We start from the raw sequence: 16,521 nt of genomic DNA, 5'->3' as shown, positions 1-16,521 counted from the left end.
TGTTTCATGGAGGGGATATGCGCCTTGACCGTCTGATAAAAAATAGCTGATTACGCACAGCTTCTGTGCGCAGGCGGCCTGTCACGATCCGGGGATGTCGCCTTGAAATTCGGGCCTTGCCTCGGCGGGCGGGTCAGAACAGATCCTCGATCTGGCCGGCCTTGTTCAGCCGGATCGTCTCGGCCGCGGGGCGGCGTGGCAGGCCCGGCATGGTCATGATCTCGCCGCAGATGACCACAGCGCCATGCGTGGGTTGGCGCTGCCAGGTGCGCGAACGGGGCGACTGACCATCGGGGGCCGACGGATGCAAAAAGAGGCCCATGCAGGCCCCTTTTCAGCGGTTCAGGATTGTCGGATCAGACCCCCAGCCAGCGATGCTGGGCATTGGTATCGGCGCGGATTTCGTCGGGCGTGCCGGTCCAGACGACCTGACCCTTGCTGATCACCACCACATCATCGGCCAGTGAGGTGGCAAAGCCGAAATTCTGCTCGACCAGCACCATCGACAGGCCCTTGCGGCGCAAATCCTGCAACTTGTCGTGGATCAGCTTGACGATGATCGGGGCAAGCCCCTCGGTCGGCTCGTCAAGGATCAAGAGGCGCGGGTTCATCAGCAGCGCGCGGGCAATCGCCAGCATCTGCTGTTCGCCGCCCGACAGCTGCGTGCCGCCGTTTTCCAGACGCTCACCAAGGCGAGGGAACAGCTCGATCACGCGGTCCATGGTCCAGTCGCCGCCACCGAACCGCGTCGCGGCCAGTTCCAGATTCTCTCGCACCGTCAGCGAGGGAAAGATGTCCCGCGTCTCTGGCACATAGGCGATGCCTGATTTCGCGATGTCGAAGGGCCGCTTGCCGTTCAGCGCCGCCCCGTCAAAGAGGATCTGGCCCGCCCGTGCCGGCAACAGCCCCATCACCGTCTTCAATGTTGTGCTTTTGCCCGCGCCATTGCGGCCCAGGATCGCCAGCACCCGCCCCGGACGCGCCGCCAGCGACAGGCCGTGCAGCACCTGCGTTTCGCCATAGCCCGATTCAAGATTGGTCAGGTCAAGCATCTTCCCAGCTCCCCAGATAGATCTCTTTCAACAGCTGCGATCCCCGTGCCTGTTCGGGCAGGCCATCGAACACCACCTCTCCATAGTTCAGCACGGTGATCGTGTCGGCCACGTCAAAGGCCAGGTCCATGTCATGTTCGATGATCAGCAGCGTCAGATCGCGCGGCAGGTTGTTCAGCAGGTCGTGAAACCCCTTGGCCATCTCGGGGCCGACACCCGAAGTCGGCTCGTCCATCAGCAAGACCAGCGGCCGGGTGGCCAAAGCCACGCCCACCTCAAGCTGCCGGCGCACGCCATATGACACCTCGGAGACCTTCGCATGGATATAGGGGATCAGACTGACCTGATTGGCGACGTCATCAACAATGTCGCGGATCTCTGGCTTGGCCAGGCTGTCGGTCCACATATTCATCGCATTGCCGGTGGCGACCGAGGCCGCCAGCGCCAGATTTTCCGCCACCGTCAGACCGTCGAACAGCGTGTTCTTCTGATAGCTGCGCGACAGGCCGCGGCGGGCGCGGGTGGCGACGGGCAGGGCCGTCACATCCTCGCCAGCCAGATGGATGCTGCCGGTATCGGGGCGCAATTCGCCGACCAGCTGGTTGAACAGCGTGGTCTTGCCCGCCCCGTTCGGGCCAAGGATCACCCGGCGCTCGCCCCGTTCCAGCTTCAGTGACACGTCGCGGGTGACGTGGATGGCGCCAAAGCTTTTATCCAGGTTTCGTGTCTCAAGCATTTTTCACCTGTTCCTTACGCGAGGAAATCACACGCGGGGCTTGCCAGCGGGCAACACGCGCCTCGATCCAGCCAAAGACGCCATTCGCGCGGCTCATCACCACGGCGACAAGGATGACGCCGACCACCAGATGCCAATAGGGTGTGACATTGCTGATCTCGTGCTTCAGCAGCACGAACAGGACCGCGCCGACCAATGGCCCGACCAGCGTGCCAAGCCCGCCCAGAATGACCACCACCAGCGCCTCACCCGAAACCGTCCAGGCCAGCAAGCCGGGCGAGACGAACATGATATGCTGCGCGGCCAGCACGCCGGCCAGGCCGGCGATCATGCCAGACAGGCCAAAGACATCGGCCTTGACGCGCCATGTCACCAGCCCGACCGCACGCATCCGCTGTTCGTTATGCATGATGCCCGTCAGGCTGCGCCCAAGGCCGGACCGCAGGATGATCACCGCCGCGCCATAGGCTGCGGCAAGCGCCAGAAGGCAGAACAGCGCAAAGCTTTGCCCGTCGTTCAGGTCGATGCCGATCGCCGACAGATCCAGCCTTGGAATGCCCGAGACACCATCGTCGCCGCCCAATGCCGCCGAGTCGAAGGCATAGGAATAGGCCATCTGCCCGAAAGCCAGCGTTGCCATGATGAAATAGATGCCGTGGCTGCGCGCGCAGATCGCGCCGATCACCCAGGAACAGGCACCCGAGATTGCAATGGCGGCGGCCATGGCGACGGGCGGGGCAAGCCCGGCCTTTGCGGCAAGGACGGCATAGGCATAGGCGCCCACGCCCATCAGCGCACCATGGCACAGCGAAACCATGCCCCCGAAACCGGCCACCATGTCCAGCGCCAGCACAAGGATGGCGAGAATGGCGATCTCGGTCAGGATCTCCAGCCCGAAATATTCGGCAGTCATTGCGGCGGCGAACATGCCGGCTGCAAGCACCGCCAGCGTCGCATAGCGAAGCGGAGTGTGACGAAACATCTTTCTATCCTTTCGCGGGGAAAAGGCCGGTCGGGCGTGTGACCAGCACGGCAGCCAGAAGCGCATAGATCAGGATCGAGGACAGCTGCGGCGCCAGTGCCGCCCCGAAGGTCTGCACAAAGCCATAGATCAGCGATCCGGCGATGGCGCCTTTCAGGCTGCCCAGACCGCCGATCACGATCACGATCAGCGTGGGGATCAGGATTTGCAGGCCCATATCGGGCGTCACCGACAAAAGCGGCGCGGCCACGGCGCCGGCCAGACCGGCCAGGGCGCAGCCCATGCAAAAGACCAGGAAGAACAGCCGTTCAACATTGATGCCAAGGCAGGATGCCATGGCGTCATTGTCGACGCCGGCCCGGATCATCGCGCCGATCTGGGTGCGGGCCAGCACGCTGGCCAGCCCCGCATAGATCGCCGCGCCAAGGGCGATGATGAACAGCCGATAGGCCGGATATTCAACGCCAAGGACGGAAACGCGCCCCGACAGGATTGCCGGCACCTCGATCCCCAGGGCCAGATCGCCCCAGATGATCCGCGTCAGGTCCAGCAGGGCAAAGATCAGCCCGAAGGTGATCAGCACCTGCGGCATCGGCCCGGACCGGCGCATCCGCTTGATCAGCGTGACATACAGCACCAGCCCCAGCACCGCGACCGCGATGGGCGCTGCGATGAACCCGGCCCAGAACCCCGCGACGCTGGCGACCGAGGCCGCCACATAGGCGCCAAAGGCATAAAGCGAGCCATGGGCGAGATTGACGAAATGCATCAGCCCGAAGATCACCGTCAGCCCGATGGACAGCAGAAACAGAAGCATCGACAGCTGAAGCGCGTTCAATGTCTGCACCGCCCAGAAACCAAGATCCTGCGACATGGTCATTTCCTCCTTTCAGGGCCGGTTCAGCCGGCCGGGGCCATGGCGCAGCCGCCGGCGGGATCGGCCTCGGCGGGCAGGGTGGCCAGAACTTTCTGGGTCAGCCCAGCTTCGCCCCGGACCGTCTCGTAGACATAGATCGGCTGGACGATGTTATTGGTGGCCGGGTCGATCGAGGTGGCACCACGCGGTCCGTCGAAGGACACGCCACGCAGCGCCTGCGCGATGGTCTCGCGGTCGGTCGCACCGGCGGCCAGCGCCTGGGTCAGCGCGCGGGCTGCGTCATAGCCATGAACGGCATATTCCGAAGGCAGGCGGCCATTGGCGGCGGTAAAGGCTTCGACGAAGGCGGCGTTTTCGGCGTTGTCGATGGTCGGCACGTAATGCAGCGCGGCAATGACACCCTCGGCCGCCGGACCTTCGGCCTCGACATAAAGCGACGAGGTCAGGAAGCCCGCGCCATACAGCGGGATATCGGCCTTCATGCCGAAGCTGTCATATTGCTTGACGAAGGAAATCGCCTCGCCGCCGGCATAAAAGACATAGACCGCATCGGCGCCCGAGGCCTTGGCCTTGGCCAGATAGGGACCGAAATCCTGGGTTTTCTGGAAGGGCGTCCATTCCTGGCCGACGATCTCGCCTCCGGCGGCGGTAAAGCCGTCGACAAAGGCGCCGATCATCTGCTGGCCCGCAGCATAGTCGGGGGCGATGGTGAACACCTTCTGGATGCCCTGATCATGCATCCACTTGCCCATCGGCCGGTTGACCTGCTGGTTCGAAAAGGACATCCGGGTGATATAGGGCGAACATTGCGCCCCGGTCGCCTCGTCATTGCCGGCATTGGCGACGATCAGCGGCACCTTGGAGCCGTCGACCATGTCGCGGACCGCGCCCAGCACGCCCGAGCTGACGACGCCGGCGATCACGTCGACCTTGTCCTGCAAGACCAGCTTGCGGGTCTTGGCCAGCCCGACGGGCGGCTTGGCCTCGCTGTCCTCGGTCACGATCTGGATGCTGTCGCCGGCCTGATCGCCATAGCGTTCGATCCCCAGGCGAAAACCGGCCTCGATATCATTGCCAAGCGCGGCATAGACGCCGGAATAGGGCAGCAGCAGCCCGACCGTGATGTCCTCGGCCAGTGCCGGCAGGGTGGCAAGGCTGGCGGTTGCGGCGAAAATGGCGGTGGTGATGGTATGTTTCATCATTCTCCTCCCAGAGAAGTTGTTGCAGCTGTTGAGGGTGTTTCGGAGGGCCTAGCCCAGGTCACCGCCGCCTACGGGCAGGGTGGTGCCGGTGATGTAGGACGCATCATCCGAGGCCAGGAACAGGATCGCCCCGGTCTGTTCGTCCAGCGTGCCATAGCGTTTCATCAGGCTGGACTGGATGGTCTGGTCCACGATGGTCTGATACCAGCCGGCGGGCTGTTCGGTTTCGGCATTGGGGTTGCGCGGCACCACGCGGGCGGGTGCCTCGGTGCCGCCGGGCGCGGTTGCCACCACGCGGATGCCGCGTTCGGCCACCTCCCATGCAAGGCTGGCGGTGATGGCGTTCACCCCGCCCTTGGCGGCCGCATAGGGCACGCGATTCAGCCCGCGCGTGGCGATGGACGAGACATTGACGATCACGCCCCGGCCCGCCGCCAGCATCGGTTCCAGCGCGGCGCGGCAGCAAAACAGCGTCGGGAACAGCGAGCGGCGGATCTCGGCCTCGATCTGGTCGGGCTGGTAATGTTCAAAGGGCTTGGCCCAGATCGTGCCGCCGACGTTGTTGACCAGAATGTCGATGCGCCCGAACCGATCCAGCGCAGCGGCCATGGCGTCGTGGCAGCCATCCCAGGTTTCCAGATCGACGGCGATGGCGGCGGCCTTGCCCCCCGCCGCCGTGATGCCCTGCGCCACCTCGTCGCGGGCGGACGAGCGGTCGACGATCATGACGCTTGCGCCCTCGGCGGCGGCGCGTTCGGCGACGCGCCGGCCAATGCCCTGCGCCGCGCCGGTCACGACCATGACCTTATCGGCAAAGCGCCCGCTCATGCCGCGACCGCCGGGGTTTCGGTCGGGTTGAACTTCTCGAAATAGAAATTCGCCGGATTGGTGCCAAGATTGGTGAAATGGGTGCGCACGGCCTCGACCATCGGCGGGGGGCCGCACAGATAGACATCGACATCGCCGCCATTCAGGTCGTCGGCGCTTACATGGTCGGTCACAAAGCCCTTGCGGTCGTGGTCCTCGTCCTCGGCGGCCAGAATGGTGATGACGGTGACATTGCCGATGGATGCGGCCAGATCGCGCACCCGGTCCAGTTCCACCAGATCGGCGCCGCGGGTGACGGCGTAATACAGCGTGACGGGCTGATCGCAGCCGTTTTGCGCGACCTGTTCCAGCATCGACAGGAAAGGCGCCAGCCCGGTGCCGCCGGCCAGCCACAGCTGCGGACGCTCGACCGGGCGCAGATAGAACGCCCCCATCGGCCCGGTCAGCGTTACCCGGTCGCCCGATGTCGCGCCGGCCAGATAGCTGGACATGCGGCCATTCGGGATGTTGCGGATCAGAAACGTCGCCTCATCCGCGCCGGGCCGGGACGAGAAGGAATAGGACCGGTGCAGGTCGGTGCCGGGCACGGTGATGTTGACATATTGCCCCGGCAGGAAAGAGACCGGCCGATCCAGCGCCACGGTCAGTCCGAAACTGGTTTCCGACAGCGCCTCGACCCGCGTGACGGCGCCCTCGACGGGTTGCGGCGCGGCCTTGCAGACCGCCGAGGATGCCGGCACAGCCAGCACGCAATCGGATTGAACGGTCATCTGGCAGGTCAGGACAAAACGCTGCTCGGCCTCGTCCTCGGTCATCGCCTCGTCCATATAGAATTCCAGCTCGTATTCGCCTTCCTCGCAATGGCATTTGCAGGTCCCGCAGACGCCGTCGCGGCAATCCATGGGGATGTTGATCTTCTGGCGGAATGCCGCATCGGTGACGAGTTCGTCCTCGTCCACCTCGATCATGCGCGTCACGCCGTCCTCGAAATTCAGTGCGACATTATAGGTCATGGCAAACTCCTCCCGTGTCCCGGCGCGATGATGTCACCGGGGCTGCCTGGTTCAGGTGGCGGGCGGCGGTCTGGGCGCCGCCCTGCCGGTCGGATCAGATGTGATAGACGTCCACGACGTGATGAATGTGGTCGTTCTTCAGCACCACCTTCTTGTCGCGGATCAGCGGTTTCGGCCCGGTCGTGTCGATGGTGTAGAAGGACGTGCCCCAATGCTGGTCGGTCGCGCCATAGCGATAGGACAACGTCTGCCAGTTGAAACGGATCTTCACCTCGCCGGCGCCTTGCGACACCACCTCGATATTGGCGATGTTGTGGTTGGTGCGTGGCTCGGGCAGCGAGGTGGCCGAGGACCGGTCGGTCTGGATGCGGAACACGCGATCCTCGATGCCGGATTTGTCGCCATACCAGATCAGCGAGATTTCCGCCTGCGGATCCTGGGTCAACTCGTCATCGTCATCCCAGGCCGGCATCCAGAACGGGCAATCGGGATGATAGAAGGTCAGCCAGGTTTCCCATTGGCGATCATCCAGCGCGCGCGCTTCGGCATACAGAAAGGCCTGGATCTGATCAAAGCTCAGCGCCGCGGCCTGCGGTTTTTCAAGCGTGTCGGTGGTCATGGCCTTACTCCGCGGCAAGGGGTTGCTGGGGCAGGGCGGCGCGTTCATCGGCGATGGCCTGATGCATGCGCTGGACCCATTGCGAATGCTGGATCACGAACAGCCCTTCGTCCTCGGTGCGGGCGCCCGACAGGATCGGGTTGATGCCCAGCTTTGCGGCATCCTCGTCGGGGCCGGTGATCCATTGCTTTGCGCCACGCGACAGGTCGTTCCACTGGGCATGCGCGGCGCCGGCATAGCCGCGCTGCGTGGCCCGGAATTCCTCGGTATCGTCGGGTGTGGCCATGCCCGAGGCGTTGAAGAAATCCTCGTATTGGCGGATGCGACGGGCGCGGTTTTCGGCGCTTTCGCCCTTGGGCGCGATGCAATAGATCGTCACCTCGGTCTGATCGACGCTGATCGGGCGGAACACGCGGATCTGGCTGGAAAACTGATCCATCAGGAAAACATTGGGGTAAAGGCACAGGTTGCGCAGCACGCCGACCATCCATTCGGCCTTGGTCTCGCCGAATTCCTCGGTCCATTTGTCCAGATTGGCATAGTTCGGCCGGTTGGTCGGGTCGGCCCATGTCGTCCACAACAGCAGGTGGCCGTTTTCATAGGAATGAAAGCCGCCCTTCTGCTTGGCCCATTTCGAGGCGTCATTCGCCTTGACCTTGTCTTCCTTGCCGTCCTGGGTCCGGGCCGCGGTGGTGGCGACATAATTCCAGTGCACCGCCGAGACGTGATAGCCATCAGCCCCGTTTTCCGCCTGAAGCTTCCAGTTGCCGTCATAGGTATAGGTCGAATTGCCGCGCAGCACCTCCAGCCCCTCGGGGGATTGGTCGACGATCATGTCGATCATCTTGCGGGCCTCGCCCAGATAGTCGGTCAGCGGCGGCACATCGGCATTCAGCGACCCGAACAGGAAGCCGCGATAGTTCTCGAACCGGGCAACGCGGGTCAGGTCGTGGCTGCCATCGCAGTCGAACTGGTCGGGATAGCCGCCGGTCTTGGGATCCTTGACCTTCAACAGCTTGCCGGTGTTGGAAAAGGTCCAGCCGTGGAATGGGCAGGTAAAGGTCGCCTTGTTCTGCCGCTTGAACCGGCACAGCATGGCGCCGCGATGCGAACAGGCATTGACCAGGGCATGCAACTCGCCCTGCTTGTCACGGGTGATGACGACCGGCGTGCGGCCCATGAACAGGGTGAAGTAATCGTTCGGGTTCGGGATCTGGCTTTCATGGGCCATATAGATCCAGTTGCCCTCGAAGATGTGCCGCATCTCCAGCTCGAACAGGTCCTCGTCGGTGAACATGTCGCGGCGGGCGCGGAAAATCCCGTTTTCGGGGTCGTCCTGGACCATGTCGCCCAGTTTGGTGTCGATTTCCTCAAGTTCGCTTGGTGTGAACATCATATCCTCCTCGAATGATGCCGCAGCGGGCGTGCGGCTGGTGCCTAGCTTTTCAATGCGACGACATGGACCTTGCGGTGGCGGTCGCGGCGGTAATGGTTCAGCTTGCCGGGGTCGATCTCGACGCCCAGGCCGTTGCCCTGGGGCAGAACGACCGAGAAATCGCGGTATTCGACCGGCCGGGTCAGGATCTCGTCGGTCAGCAGCAGCGGGCCGAACAGCTCGGTTCCCCAGCCCAGAGTCGGGATGGTGGAAAACAGATGCAGCGCGGCGGCGGTGCCGATACCGCCTTCCAGCATGGTGCCGGCGTAAAGGCCGATCCCGGCGGCACGTCCAATGGCGCAGACCTCGGATGCGGCCTTCAGTCCGCCCGATTGCGCGATCTTGACAGCAAAGACATCGGCCGAGCGGTCGGCGGCGGCGATCATGGCGCTTTGCGGTCCCTGCAAGGCCTCGTCGGCCATCACCGCGATCTCGTACTGGTCGGTCAGCACCTTCAGCGCGCGGATCTGGCGGCTGTCGATGGGCTGTTCGACCAGATCGACGCCGATTTCCTGCAAGCCGGCAAGACCCCAGCGGGCATCGGTCACGTTCCAGGCCTGGTTGACATCGACGCGGATGCTGGCGGCGTCGCCAAGCGCGGCGCGGATCGCCGCCACATGGGCGATATCGTCGCGCACCGGGCGCTTGCCGATCTTCAGCTTGAAAATATTGTGCCGGCGCTGCGCCAGCATCTGCCGGGCCTCGACGATGTCGGTTTCCGACACGCCGCTGGCCAGGGTCCAGGCCACCGGCATCCGGGTGTTCACGGCCCCGCCGAACAACTGCGCGACCGGCACCCCAAGGCGACGGGCCAGCCCGTCCCACAGCGCGGTTTCGACGGCACAATGGGCGATGGGGTTGCCGCGCACCGATTTGCGCATCCGATCGGTGACGCTGTTCACCCGGTCGCCATCCTCGCCGATAATGACCGGGGCAAGATAGCTGTCGATCGCCAGCTTGATGCTTTCGGGGCTTTCGGGGCCATAGCTCATGCCGCCGATCGAGGTGCCCTCGCCCAGCCCCTCGGAGCCGTCGGAAAAGCGGATACGGACCAGCACGATGGATTGCTGGCGCATGGTCGTCATCGACAGGACATGGCCGCGAATGGTCGGGATGTCGACGATGATCGTCTCGATATTCTCGATCTTGCTCACGGGATGCCTCTGGTTGCGGGTTTCGCTGTGATCAGCATGGCGCAGCCGGTGACAAACCGTCCAATACCGGATCAGTCTGGTCCGATACCTGTGGGGATGGGCAGGACTATCCGCTTGGGCGGGTTGGAAAAAATGGGCAAGGATCGGTGGGTCGGGGTGGCGTTGGCACGAAATGGCGCGGCACGTTCCCTGCGGGGGACGCGCCTTGCCTTGGCACCGATGGGGTCGCCGCAGGTCGGCGGGTCACGAATCCCTTTCAGCCGGCCAGAGGCAGGGGCGGCGTCCGACCGCTTTCTTCAAGGTTCCAGACCGCCGACCATTGGTCGTCCTTGCGGTCCAGCGTCAGATAGTTCCGCTGCGAGATATAGCGGGCGCGCTGGCCCGGCAGACGAAGGTTGCGGATCGGATGGTCCTTCAGCGGGGCCTCGCCCAGCCGCGCCAGCGCGCCCAATGCACGAGCATAGGCCTTGGGCGGGGCCCGATGCGAGATCCCCGAGGCGACAAGCTGGTGGATCAACGTATCGGACGGGCCCATCTCGGCGCGGGTGGCAACGTGAATTTCGCCCGACAGCACGGTCAGCGGCCCGGCCTGGCGCAGGCGCAGGGCGGCGCGCAGGATGCGGCGCCACTCGGCCCGGTGGGCGCGGCTTTGCCACTGGTCGCGCAAGTCGTCCTCGTAATGCTGCATGCGCGGGATCACCATCATCAGCATCTCGACCAGCGACAGGCGTGGACCCAGCAGGGGCACGCTGGAAATCAGGAAGGTCTGCCCTTCGCGCGGTTCAAGCGCGTCGAAATCGCGCCAACCCGCCGGCCCCATGATCCGGTGGCGCGTCCGTTCCGAGCGCAGGTCGGGGGCGATCAGCGTCAGGCCGGGCAGATGCCGCGACCAGCCAAGGCTGTGGCCCTCGGGGTCAAGAAACAGCCGCGGAATATCGGCCGGCGTCGCGGCGTGCTGGAACAGCAGATACATTTCGCGCGCCACCGAAAACACCGTCTGGCCGACCTGCGATTGCGTCAGCTCGTCGGGCAGCGACCCCCAGCCGTCGCAGATGTCGTGATCATCCCAGACCGACAGGCTGGGCAGCCCGGCAGCAAGCTGGGCATAGCCCTCGGCCCCCAGCACCATCAGATAGCGTTCCGCGAAACGCCGGCGCAGGTGTTGGTGCAGGTCGTCCAGTTGCTGCGGTTCCGGGGCTGCGGGGGCATATTCGGGCCAGTCCTCGCTAAGCGGGTGGTCCTGCGTCACCTCGTCGGCATAGATCTGATCACCCCCTTGCAGCATCAGCGCAAAGGGCCGTTCCAGATGCTCGGCCGCAAGCCGTTCCCACATGGCGTTGCGTTCCGGTGCCTCGCGGTCCAGATCACCGTTTTCCTCACCATTGCAGGACACGAAGGCAATCCGCATGTCGCCCGACAGGTCGGTCTGGACTGCGTGGCTGCGCCCCTCGAACTGATAGCCGGCATCCTCGGGGCCAAGATCGAACTCGAACCGCCAGATGCCAAGGCCGGCGACCCGAGCGATTTCGGTGGGTTGGACCTGGATGCCCGAGGCATGCAGTGGGCCGGGTGCGGCGGCGTCAGCCGGGCGTGCGACCAGCGCAGCCAGATGGATGCGGCCGGCGTCGTGGCCGCGGAAATAAAGCACGGGGCCGATGGCCTGTGGGGTGGTCTCGGTCGTCAAGGCGGGTCCTGTCATCTGTGCCGGTTGCAGGTAGGTGCGGCAGGGGCATTTGCGAAGGCCGGATCAAGGGGCTGTGAACGGGATGTTGTCATGGTGCCGGCTTGACCGGGGCGACCGGCCAGCCATGCTGGCGCAATGTGGCGGCGATCCGGGTTTCGGCATCAGGGGCCGACATGTTGATCGCCTGCCTTTGCAGAAACCAGAACAGATAGCGGGCGAAATCGGGTGCATGGCCCGCTGCGGCGGCCAGTGCGGCATCGGCGCCCAGATCGGCGACATTCAGTGCGATATGGTGGAAATCGACCTGCCCGAACAGCACCGCCGGCTTGCCAAGGATGAAACCGTCAAAGGCCACGGCGCTGTTTTGCGTGGCGACAAAGGCGCAATTGCGCAACAGCGCTGCCGTATCTCCGCCGATGGTCAGGTTCGGATGACGCGCCGCCAGATCATCCAGCGCGGCCAGATCCTCGGGGGTGTACTCTTCCTTGGGGTGCAATGTGGCAAAGGTGGGGCGGTCGGTCCGGGCGACATGTTCCAGCATTTTCAGCGGCGACATCGTCTGGAATGACCGCGTCTGGCCCAGCAGGCCTTGCAGGGGGACCAGCGCATGCTGACCCCGCTGCGGTGGCGGCCCCGGCAGGACACGCCGGGCCAGACGGCGGGCAAAGTCATCGGCCGCAGCCCCGTCGATGGCCGAGGGGTCAAAGACCGCATCGGCCACGGGCCAGCGCCAGCGCTCGGCCACGGGTTCGATCCGCCAGAAGGGGAAGTGATAGGCCCGGCGGAACGTCAGCGCGCGATCATGGGTGGGTTTTTCCATGTGGAACAGCGCATATCCGGGCAGGTCGGGAGCGGCGGCGCGTGCCTCGGCACCCGATCGCAGGACCTGGACCTGCCAGCCCTGCCGGTTCAGCAGCCGCATCAGCCGTTGCAGAAAGTTCACACGCCCCTGCCTGACCTCGCCCAGCATTGGCTGGTGCAGGTAAAGTCGCAGTTCGGGCTGGTCTGGTGGCATGGGGTGAAGGCGACGGGTTGCGGGTTCGGGTTGGCGCCTGAATGGCATGCTTTCGCCTTGCCGGCCAGCACCCGCGTGACGCCCGCCGCTTGCGTTGCGGGGATCGCCCCCATATCTGAACGGGGCAGATGACGGAGGCTTTGATGGCGGAAGACAGATTTCCCGGCTGGCACGGCACCACGATCCTGGCGGTCAAGCGTGGCGGCAAGGTGGTGGTGGCAGGCGACGGGCAGGTCAGCGTCGGCCAGACGGTGATGAAGGGCACGGCGCGCAAGGTGCGCCGGCTGTCGCCGGGTGGCGGCGATGTGGTCGTGGGCTTTGCCGGATCGACTGCCGATGCCTTTACCCTGCTGGAGCGGCTGGAGAAAAAGCTGGAATCCGCACCGGGCCAGTTGCAGCGCGCCTGTGTCGAGTTGGCGAAGGACTGGCGCACCGACAAATACCTGCGCAATCTTGAGGCGATGCTGATCGTCACCGACGGCGCGCAGATCTATGTCGTCACCGGCGCGGGCGACGTGCTGGAGCCGGAACATGATGTGGCCGCCATCGGATCGGGCGGGAATTTCGCCCTGGCCGCCGCGCGCGGGCTGATGGAAAGCGATCTGGACGCCGAGGGCGTGGCCCGCAAGGCGATGGCGATCGCGGCGGATATTTGCGTCTATACGAATGGCAATCTGACGGTTGAGGTTCTGGGCGGGTAAAGGGGGCGTTGCCCCCTCGGCCCGCAAGCGGGCCTCACCCCCAGGATATTTGACGACCAAAGCAGGCTGAAAGCTGGAAAGACATCATGACCGACCTGACCCCCCGCGAGATCGTGTCCGAGCTGGACCGCTTTATCATCGGGCAGAAAGACGCCAAGCGCGCCGTTGCCGTGGCTCTGCGCAATCGCTGGCGCCGGAAGCAATTGGGCGATGATCTGCGCGACGAGGTTTATCCCAAGAATATCCTGATGATCGGGCCGACCGGCGTTGGCAAGACCGAGATCAGCCGCCGGCTGGCCAAGCTGGCCAATGCGCCCTTCATCAAGGTCGAGGCGACCAAGTTCACCGAGGTGGGCTATGTCGGGCGTGATGTCGAGCAGATCATCCGCGACCTGACCGATGCCGCGCTGATCGAAACGCGCGAGCGGATGCGCGAAGAGGTGAAGGCGCGCGCCCATCAGGCCGCCGAAGAGCGGGTGATCGAGGCCCTGGCCGGCGATCAGGCCCGCGACGCGACGCGGCAGATGTTCCGCGACAAGCTGAAGCGGGGCGAGTTGGACGATACCGTCATCGAGCTTGAGGTGCAGGATAACTCTAACCCGCTTGGGATGATGGACATTCCCGGCCAGCCCGGCGGCATGGGCGGGATGATGGACCTGTCGGGGCTGATGAAGGCATTCGGCGGCCGTCGGGTGCGGCGCAAGGTGACCGTGGCCGAGAGCTATGAACTGCTGATCGCGGAAGAGGCCGACAAGCTGCTGGATGACGATACCGTCAAGGCCGCTGCGCTGGAATCGGTGCAGGAAAACGGCATCGTTTTCATCGACGAGATCGACAAGGTCGCCGCGCGGTCGGAATCGCGCGGGGGCGAGGTCAGCCGTGAAGGTGTGCAGCGTGACCTGTTGCCGCTGATCGAGGGGACGACCGTTTCCACCAAATACGGTCCCGTCAAGACCGACCATATCCTGTTCATCGCCTCGGGCGCTTTTCATGTGGCCAAGCCGTCGGATCTGCTGCCCGAGTTGCAGGGGCGTCTGCCCATCCGCGTGGAACTGCGCGCCCTGACCGAGGCCGATTTCATTCGCATCCTGACCGAGACGGACAACGCCCTGACCCGCCAATACACCGCGCTGATGGCCACGGAAGAGGTGACGGTCACCTTTACCGATGACGGCATTGCCGCGCTGGCCCGCATCGCGGCCGAGGTGAATGGCGCGATCGAGAATATCGGTGCGCGTCGGTTGTATACGGTGATCGAACGGGTATTCGAAGATCTGTCCTTCAACGCGCCGGACCGGGGCGGGCAGGCGGTCACGGTCGATGCTGCCTTTGTCGAGCAGCATCTGGGCGATCTGTCACGGTCCACCGATCTGTCGCGTTATGTGCTGTGACGGAACTCATCCGGGGCTGACGGTGTTGGCCCCAAAAGCGCCGTCACGGGAAGGGTGATCATGGGATATATCTTCGGAATCATCATCTTCTGTCTTGATGTCTGGGCCATTGCCTCGATCATCAACACCAATGAAACGAATGGCACCAAGGTGCTGTGGATCGCACTGGTGGCGTTCCTGCCCGTGATCGGGCTGATCATCTGGTGGTTCGCCGGGCCAAAGGCGAATTACTCGGCCTAGATTGGCCCATCGCCGCCGGTCAGGTCAGGCCAGTGCGGCCTCTAGCGCGGCGGAAACGCGCAGCAGCCGGCGGTCGTCGCCGGCCGCGCCCATGGCCATCAACCCGCAGCCGGGTTGCCCGGTCGGAATGGTCGCGGCGGGCAGGCCCATCAGGTTGCCGATACGGGTATTGCGCAGGGTCAGCAGGTTGGCCGTGACGAAATATTCCTGATCTGTCGCCAGCCGGTCCGCATCGGGCGGCAGGATCGGCACCGTTGGCAGGATCACCGCGTCATGGCCGGCCACCAGCGCCGCCCATTCCGCGCGATAGCGGTTCAAGGCCTCCCATGCGGCCACATAATCCGGGCCGCTGACCTCTTTTCCGCCGCGGAAACGTTCCAGAATCGGCGGGTGCATCGCTTCGGGCGCGGCCTCGATCTGTTCGCGCCAGATGCCATAGGCCTCGGGGGCGAAAAGCTGGGGTGAAAGCGCCATCGCCTGCGGCAGGAAAGCGGGGGTAATGCGGGTGATCTGCGAACCTGCGCGCGCCAGTCGGTCGACCGCATCCTCGAACGCCGCCACCGGACTTTCCTGAGCGTCCGCAAAGGGCACACCATCAAGAACCAGCAGCCGCAATCCCTGCGCCCGCGCGCCGCGCAGATCCACAGGTGCCTCGCCGCGCAGGGCGGCCAGAAGCAGGGCACAATCCTCGACCGTGCGGGCCAGCGGGCCGACCACGTCGAATTTGCGGCACAGGGGCACGACGCCCCGGCTGTCGGTTACGCCATGGGTGGGCTTGAACCCAACCAGCCCGTTCCAGGCCGAGGGCACCCGGATCGAGCCGCCGGTATCGGACCCGATCGCCGCCGCCGCCAGTCCCATCGCCACCGAAACCGCCGCGCCGCTGCTGGATCCGCCGGGCGCCAGCGCCGGGTCCAACGCATTGGGTGGCGTCGCAGTCATCGGGTTCAGTCCCAGCCCGGAAAAGGCCAGCTCGGTCATATGCGTCTTGCCCAGGCAGACGGTCCCTGCCGCCGTGGCATTCTTCAGCGTGGCAGCATCATGAGCGGGCTTGCGCCCTTTCAACAGCCGCGACCCGGCCTCGGTCGGGGTGCCGGCGCTGTCGATATTGTCTTTCCAGCTGATCGCCACGCCGTCCAGCAGGCTGCGCCGCAGGCCGGCGCGGTTGCGGTCATGGGCGGCGATGGATTCGGTGCGGGCGCGGCTGGCGGTGACGCGGGCATAGATGCGCTTGGCATAGGGACTGGCCTGGATCGCGGCCAGATAGGCCTCGGTCTGGTCGACCGGATCCAGCAGACCGGCCATGATCGCCCGACCCTGCTCTGCCGCCGACGCGCGCCGCCAATCCATCAGAAATCCACCGCCAGGCCGTTCTTTTCATAATCGCCGAATCGCACCGGATCGGCACCATCGCGGCCGCCATATTCCTTGGGTAGCGGTGGCTGGGCCTCGGCCTTGCGGCGACGCTCGGCCGCCTCGGCAAGGGCGCGCTGCGCGGCAGGGGGGATGTCAGTAGGGTTGTCGTGATTGTCGGTCATGGCTTTGGACCTCGAATGCGCCTATGTGTCTGGTCTTGGTTTAGGCGAAGGAAG

General features: G+C 64.7%; 17 protein-coding genes and 1 pseudogene. 3 read left to right on the top strand and 15 right to left on the bottom strand.

The features are described from left to right. Positions 1-133: 133 nt before the first annotated feature. The 13 genes and pseudogenes from FNJ84_RS22580 to FNJ84_RS03140 form a co-directional block, all read right to left on the bottom strand. Positions 134-298, bottom strand: a pseudogene (locus FNJ84_RS22580) (formate--tetrahydrofolate ligase); the annotation flags it as partial. A gap of 58 nt (positions 299-356) precedes the next feature. Further along, entirely contained in the window at positions 357-1,052 is a 696-nt protein-coding gene (locus FNJ84_RS03195) for an ABC transporter ATP-binding protein (RefSeq protein WP_143791450.1), read from the bottom strand. Continuing rightward, positions 1,045-1,788, bottom strand: a complete 744-nt coding sequence (locus tag FNJ84_RS03190; protein ID WP_143791449.1) for an ABC transporter ATP-binding protein — start codon at positions 1,786-1,788, stop codon at positions 1,045-1,047. The genes FNJ84_RS03195 and FNJ84_RS03190 overlap by 8 nt, the downstream gene beginning before the upstream one ends. Continuing rightward, on the bottom strand, positions 1,781-2,770 hold the full coding sequence (locus tag FNJ84_RS03185) for a branched-chain amino acid ABC transporter permease (protein WP_143791448.1): 990 nt from the start codon (positions 2,768-2,770) through the stop codon (positions 1,781-1,783). The genes FNJ84_RS03190 and FNJ84_RS03185 overlap by 8 nt, the downstream gene beginning before the upstream one ends. Positions 2,771-2,774: 4 nt before the next feature. After that, on the bottom strand, positions 2,775-3,644 hold the full coding sequence (locus FNJ84_RS03180; protein WP_143791447.1) for a branched-chain amino acid ABC transporter permease: 870 nt from the start codon (positions 3,642-3,644) through the stop codon (positions 2,775-2,777). Between the two features lie 26 nt (positions 3,645-3,670). Beyond that, on the bottom strand, positions 3,671-4,846 hold the full coding sequence (locus FNJ84_RS03175) for an ABC transporter substrate-binding protein (protein ID WP_143791446.1): 1,176 nt from the start codon (positions 4,844-4,846) through the stop codon (positions 3,671-3,673). 51 nt (positions 4,847-4,897) lie between these two features. Next, on the bottom strand, positions 4,898-5,677 hold the full coding sequence (gene benD / locus FNJ84_RS03170; RefSeq protein WP_143791445.1) for a benzoate diol dehydrogenase BenD: 780 nt from the start codon (positions 5,675-5,677) through the stop codon (positions 4,898-4,900). Continuing rightward, entirely contained in the window at positions 5,674-6,690 is a 1,017-nt protein-coding gene (gene benC, locus FNJ84_RS03165) for a benzoate 1,2-dioxygenase electron transfer component BenC (RefSeq protein WP_143791444.1), read from the bottom strand. The genes benD and benC overlap by 4 nt, the downstream gene beginning before the upstream one ends. A 94-nt stretch (positions 6,691-6,784) precedes the next feature. Further along, positions 6,785-7,309, bottom strand: a complete 525-nt coding sequence (gene benB / locus FNJ84_RS03160) for a benzoate 1,2-dioxygenase small subunit (protein WP_143791443.1) — start codon at positions 7,307-7,309, stop codon at positions 6,785-6,787. Between the two features lie 4 nt (positions 7,310-7,313). Then, entirely contained in the window at positions 7,314-8,702 is a 1,389-nt protein-coding gene (gene benA, locus FNJ84_RS03155; RefSeq protein WP_143791442.1) for a benzoate 1,2-dioxygenase large subunit, read from the bottom strand. Between the two features lie 44 nt (positions 8,703-8,746). Then, positions 8,747-9,898 carry a muconate/chloromuconate family cycloisomerase gene (locus FNJ84_RS03150; protein WP_143791441.1) on the bottom strand — a complete coding sequence of 384 codons (1,152 nt, stop codon included), beginning with the start codon at positions 9,896-9,898 and terminating at the stop codon, positions 8,747-8,749. A 256-nt stretch (positions 9,899-10,154) separates the two neighbouring features. Next, a complete protein-coding gene (locus FNJ84_RS03145; protein WP_255471014.1) occupies positions 10,155-11,582 on the bottom strand; it encodes an alkaline phosphatase D family protein in 1,428 nt (475 codons plus the stop codon). 88 nt (positions 11,583-11,670) lie between these two features. Next, the gene (locus FNJ84_RS03140) at positions 11,671-12,645 is read right to left on the bottom strand and encodes a hypothetical protein (RefSeq protein WP_255471013.1); all 975 of its coding nucleotides are present in this window, start codon (positions 12,643-12,645) and stop codon (positions 11,671-11,673) included. Positions 12,646-12,740: 95 nt separating this feature from the next. Between FNJ84_RS03140 and hslV the strand changes: the two genes are divergently transcribed. The 3 genes from hslV to FNJ84_RS03125 all read left to right on the top strand — a co-directional run bounded on the left by hslV (position 12,741) and on the right by FNJ84_RS03125 (position 14,929). Continuing rightward, positions 12,741-13,298 (top strand): ATP-dependent protease subunit HslV, encoded by a 558-nt coding sequence (gene hslV / locus FNJ84_RS03135; protein WP_143791438.1) that lies wholly within the window; start codon positions 12,741-12,743, stop codon positions 13,296-13,298. 86 nt (positions 13,299-13,384) lie between these two features. Beyond that, entirely contained in the window at positions 13,385-14,689 is a 1,305-nt protein-coding gene (gene hslU / locus FNJ84_RS03130) for an ATP-dependent protease ATPase subunit HslU (RefSeq protein WP_143791437.1), read from the top strand. Positions 14,690-14,749: 60 nt separating this feature from the next. After that, complete coding sequence (locus FNJ84_RS03125; RefSeq protein ID WP_143791436.1) at positions 14,750-14,929, top strand: PLD nuclease N-terminal domain-containing protein; 180 nt, start codon at positions 14,750-14,752, stop codon at positions 14,927-14,929. Positions 14,930-14,953: 24 nt separating this feature from the next. On the opposite strand, the gene FNJ84_RS03120 is transcribed toward FNJ84_RS03125, so the two are convergent. Together FNJ84_RS03120 and FNJ84_RS03115 are read right to left on the bottom strand one after the other, a co-directional pair. After that, positions 14,954-16,279 carry an amidase gene (locus FNJ84_RS03120; protein ID WP_143791435.1) on the bottom strand — a complete coding sequence of 442 codons (1,326 nt, stop codon included), beginning with the start codon at positions 16,277-16,279 and terminating at the stop codon, positions 14,954-14,956. After that, positions 16,279-16,467, bottom strand: coding sequence for a DUF1674 domain-containing protein (locus tag FNJ84_RS03115; RefSeq protein WP_143791434.1), 189 nt, complete (start codon positions 16,465-16,467; stop codon positions 16,279-16,281). Before FNJ84_RS03115 ends, FNJ84_RS03120 begins: the two co-directional genes overlap by 1 nt. Between the last annotated feature and the right edge of the window lie 54 nt (positions 16,468-16,521).

The sequence above is a fragment of the Paracoccus sp. M683 genome (genome assembly GCF_007096355.1).
Lineage (GTDB): Bacteria > Pseudomonadota > Alphaproteobacteria > Rhodobacterales > Rhodobacteraceae > Paracoccus.
This window is presented reverse-complemented; position numbering and strand designations above follow the sequence as displayed.

Bases quoted from the DNA above. Each gene is read 5' to 3' on its own strand.
- FNJ84_RS03180 (WP_143791447.1), bottom strand. From the start codon at position 3,644: ATGTCGCAGGATCTTGGTTTCTGGGCGGTGCAGACATTGAACGCGCTT.
- FNJ84_RS03120 (WP_143791435.1), bottom strand. From the start codon at position 16,279: ATGGATTGGCGGCGCGCGTCGGCGGCAGAGCAGGGTCGGGCGATCATG.
- FNJ84_RS03190 (WP_143791449.1), bottom strand. From the start codon at position 1,788: ATGCTTGAGACACGAAACCTGGATAAAAGCTTTGGCGCCATCCACGTC.
- FNJ84_RS03140 (WP_255471013.1), bottom strand. From the start codon at position 12,645: ATGCCATTCAGGCGCCAACCCGAACCCGCAACCCGTCGCCTTCACCCC.
- FNJ84_RS03125 (WP_143791436.1), top strand. From the start codon at position 14,750: ATGGGATATATCTTCGGAATCATCATCTTCTGTCTTGATGTCTGGGCC.
- FNJ84_RS03195 (WP_143791450.1), bottom strand. From the start codon at position 1,052: ATGCTTGACCTGACCAATCTTGAATCGGGCTATGGCGAAACGCAGGTG.
- benA (WP_143791442.1), bottom strand. From the start codon at position 8,702: ATGTTCACACCAAGCGAACTTGAGGAAATCGACACCAAACTGGGCGAC.
- hslV (WP_143791438.1), top strand. From the start codon at position 12,741: ATGGCGGAAGACAGATTTCCCGGCTGGCACGGCACCACGATCCTGGCG.
- FNJ84_RS03175 (WP_143791446.1), bottom strand. From the start codon at position 4,846: ATGAAACATACCATCACCACCGCCATTTTCGCCGCAACCGCCAGCCTT.
- benD (WP_143791445.1), bottom strand. From the start codon at position 5,677: ATGAGCGGGCGCTTTGCCGATAAGGTCATGGTCGTGACCGGCGCGGCG.
- FNJ84_RS03185 (WP_143791448.1), bottom strand. From the start codon at position 2,770: ATGTTTCGTCACACTCCGCTTCGCTATGCGACGCTGGCGGTGCTTGCA.
- benC (WP_143791444.1), bottom strand. From the start codon at position 6,690: ATGACCTATAATGTCGCACTGAATTTCGAGGACGGCGTGACGCGCATG.
- hslU (WP_143791437.1), top strand. From the start codon at position 13,385: ATGACCGACCTGACCCCCCGCGAGATCGTGTCCGAGCTGGACCGCTTT.
- FNJ84_RS03115 (WP_143791434.1), bottom strand. From the start codon at position 16,467: ATGACCGACAATCACGACAACCCTACTGACATCCCCCCTGCCGCGCAG.
- benB (WP_143791443.1), bottom strand. From the start codon at position 7,309: ATGACCACCGACACGCTTGAAAAACCGCAGGCCGCGGCGCTGAGCTTT.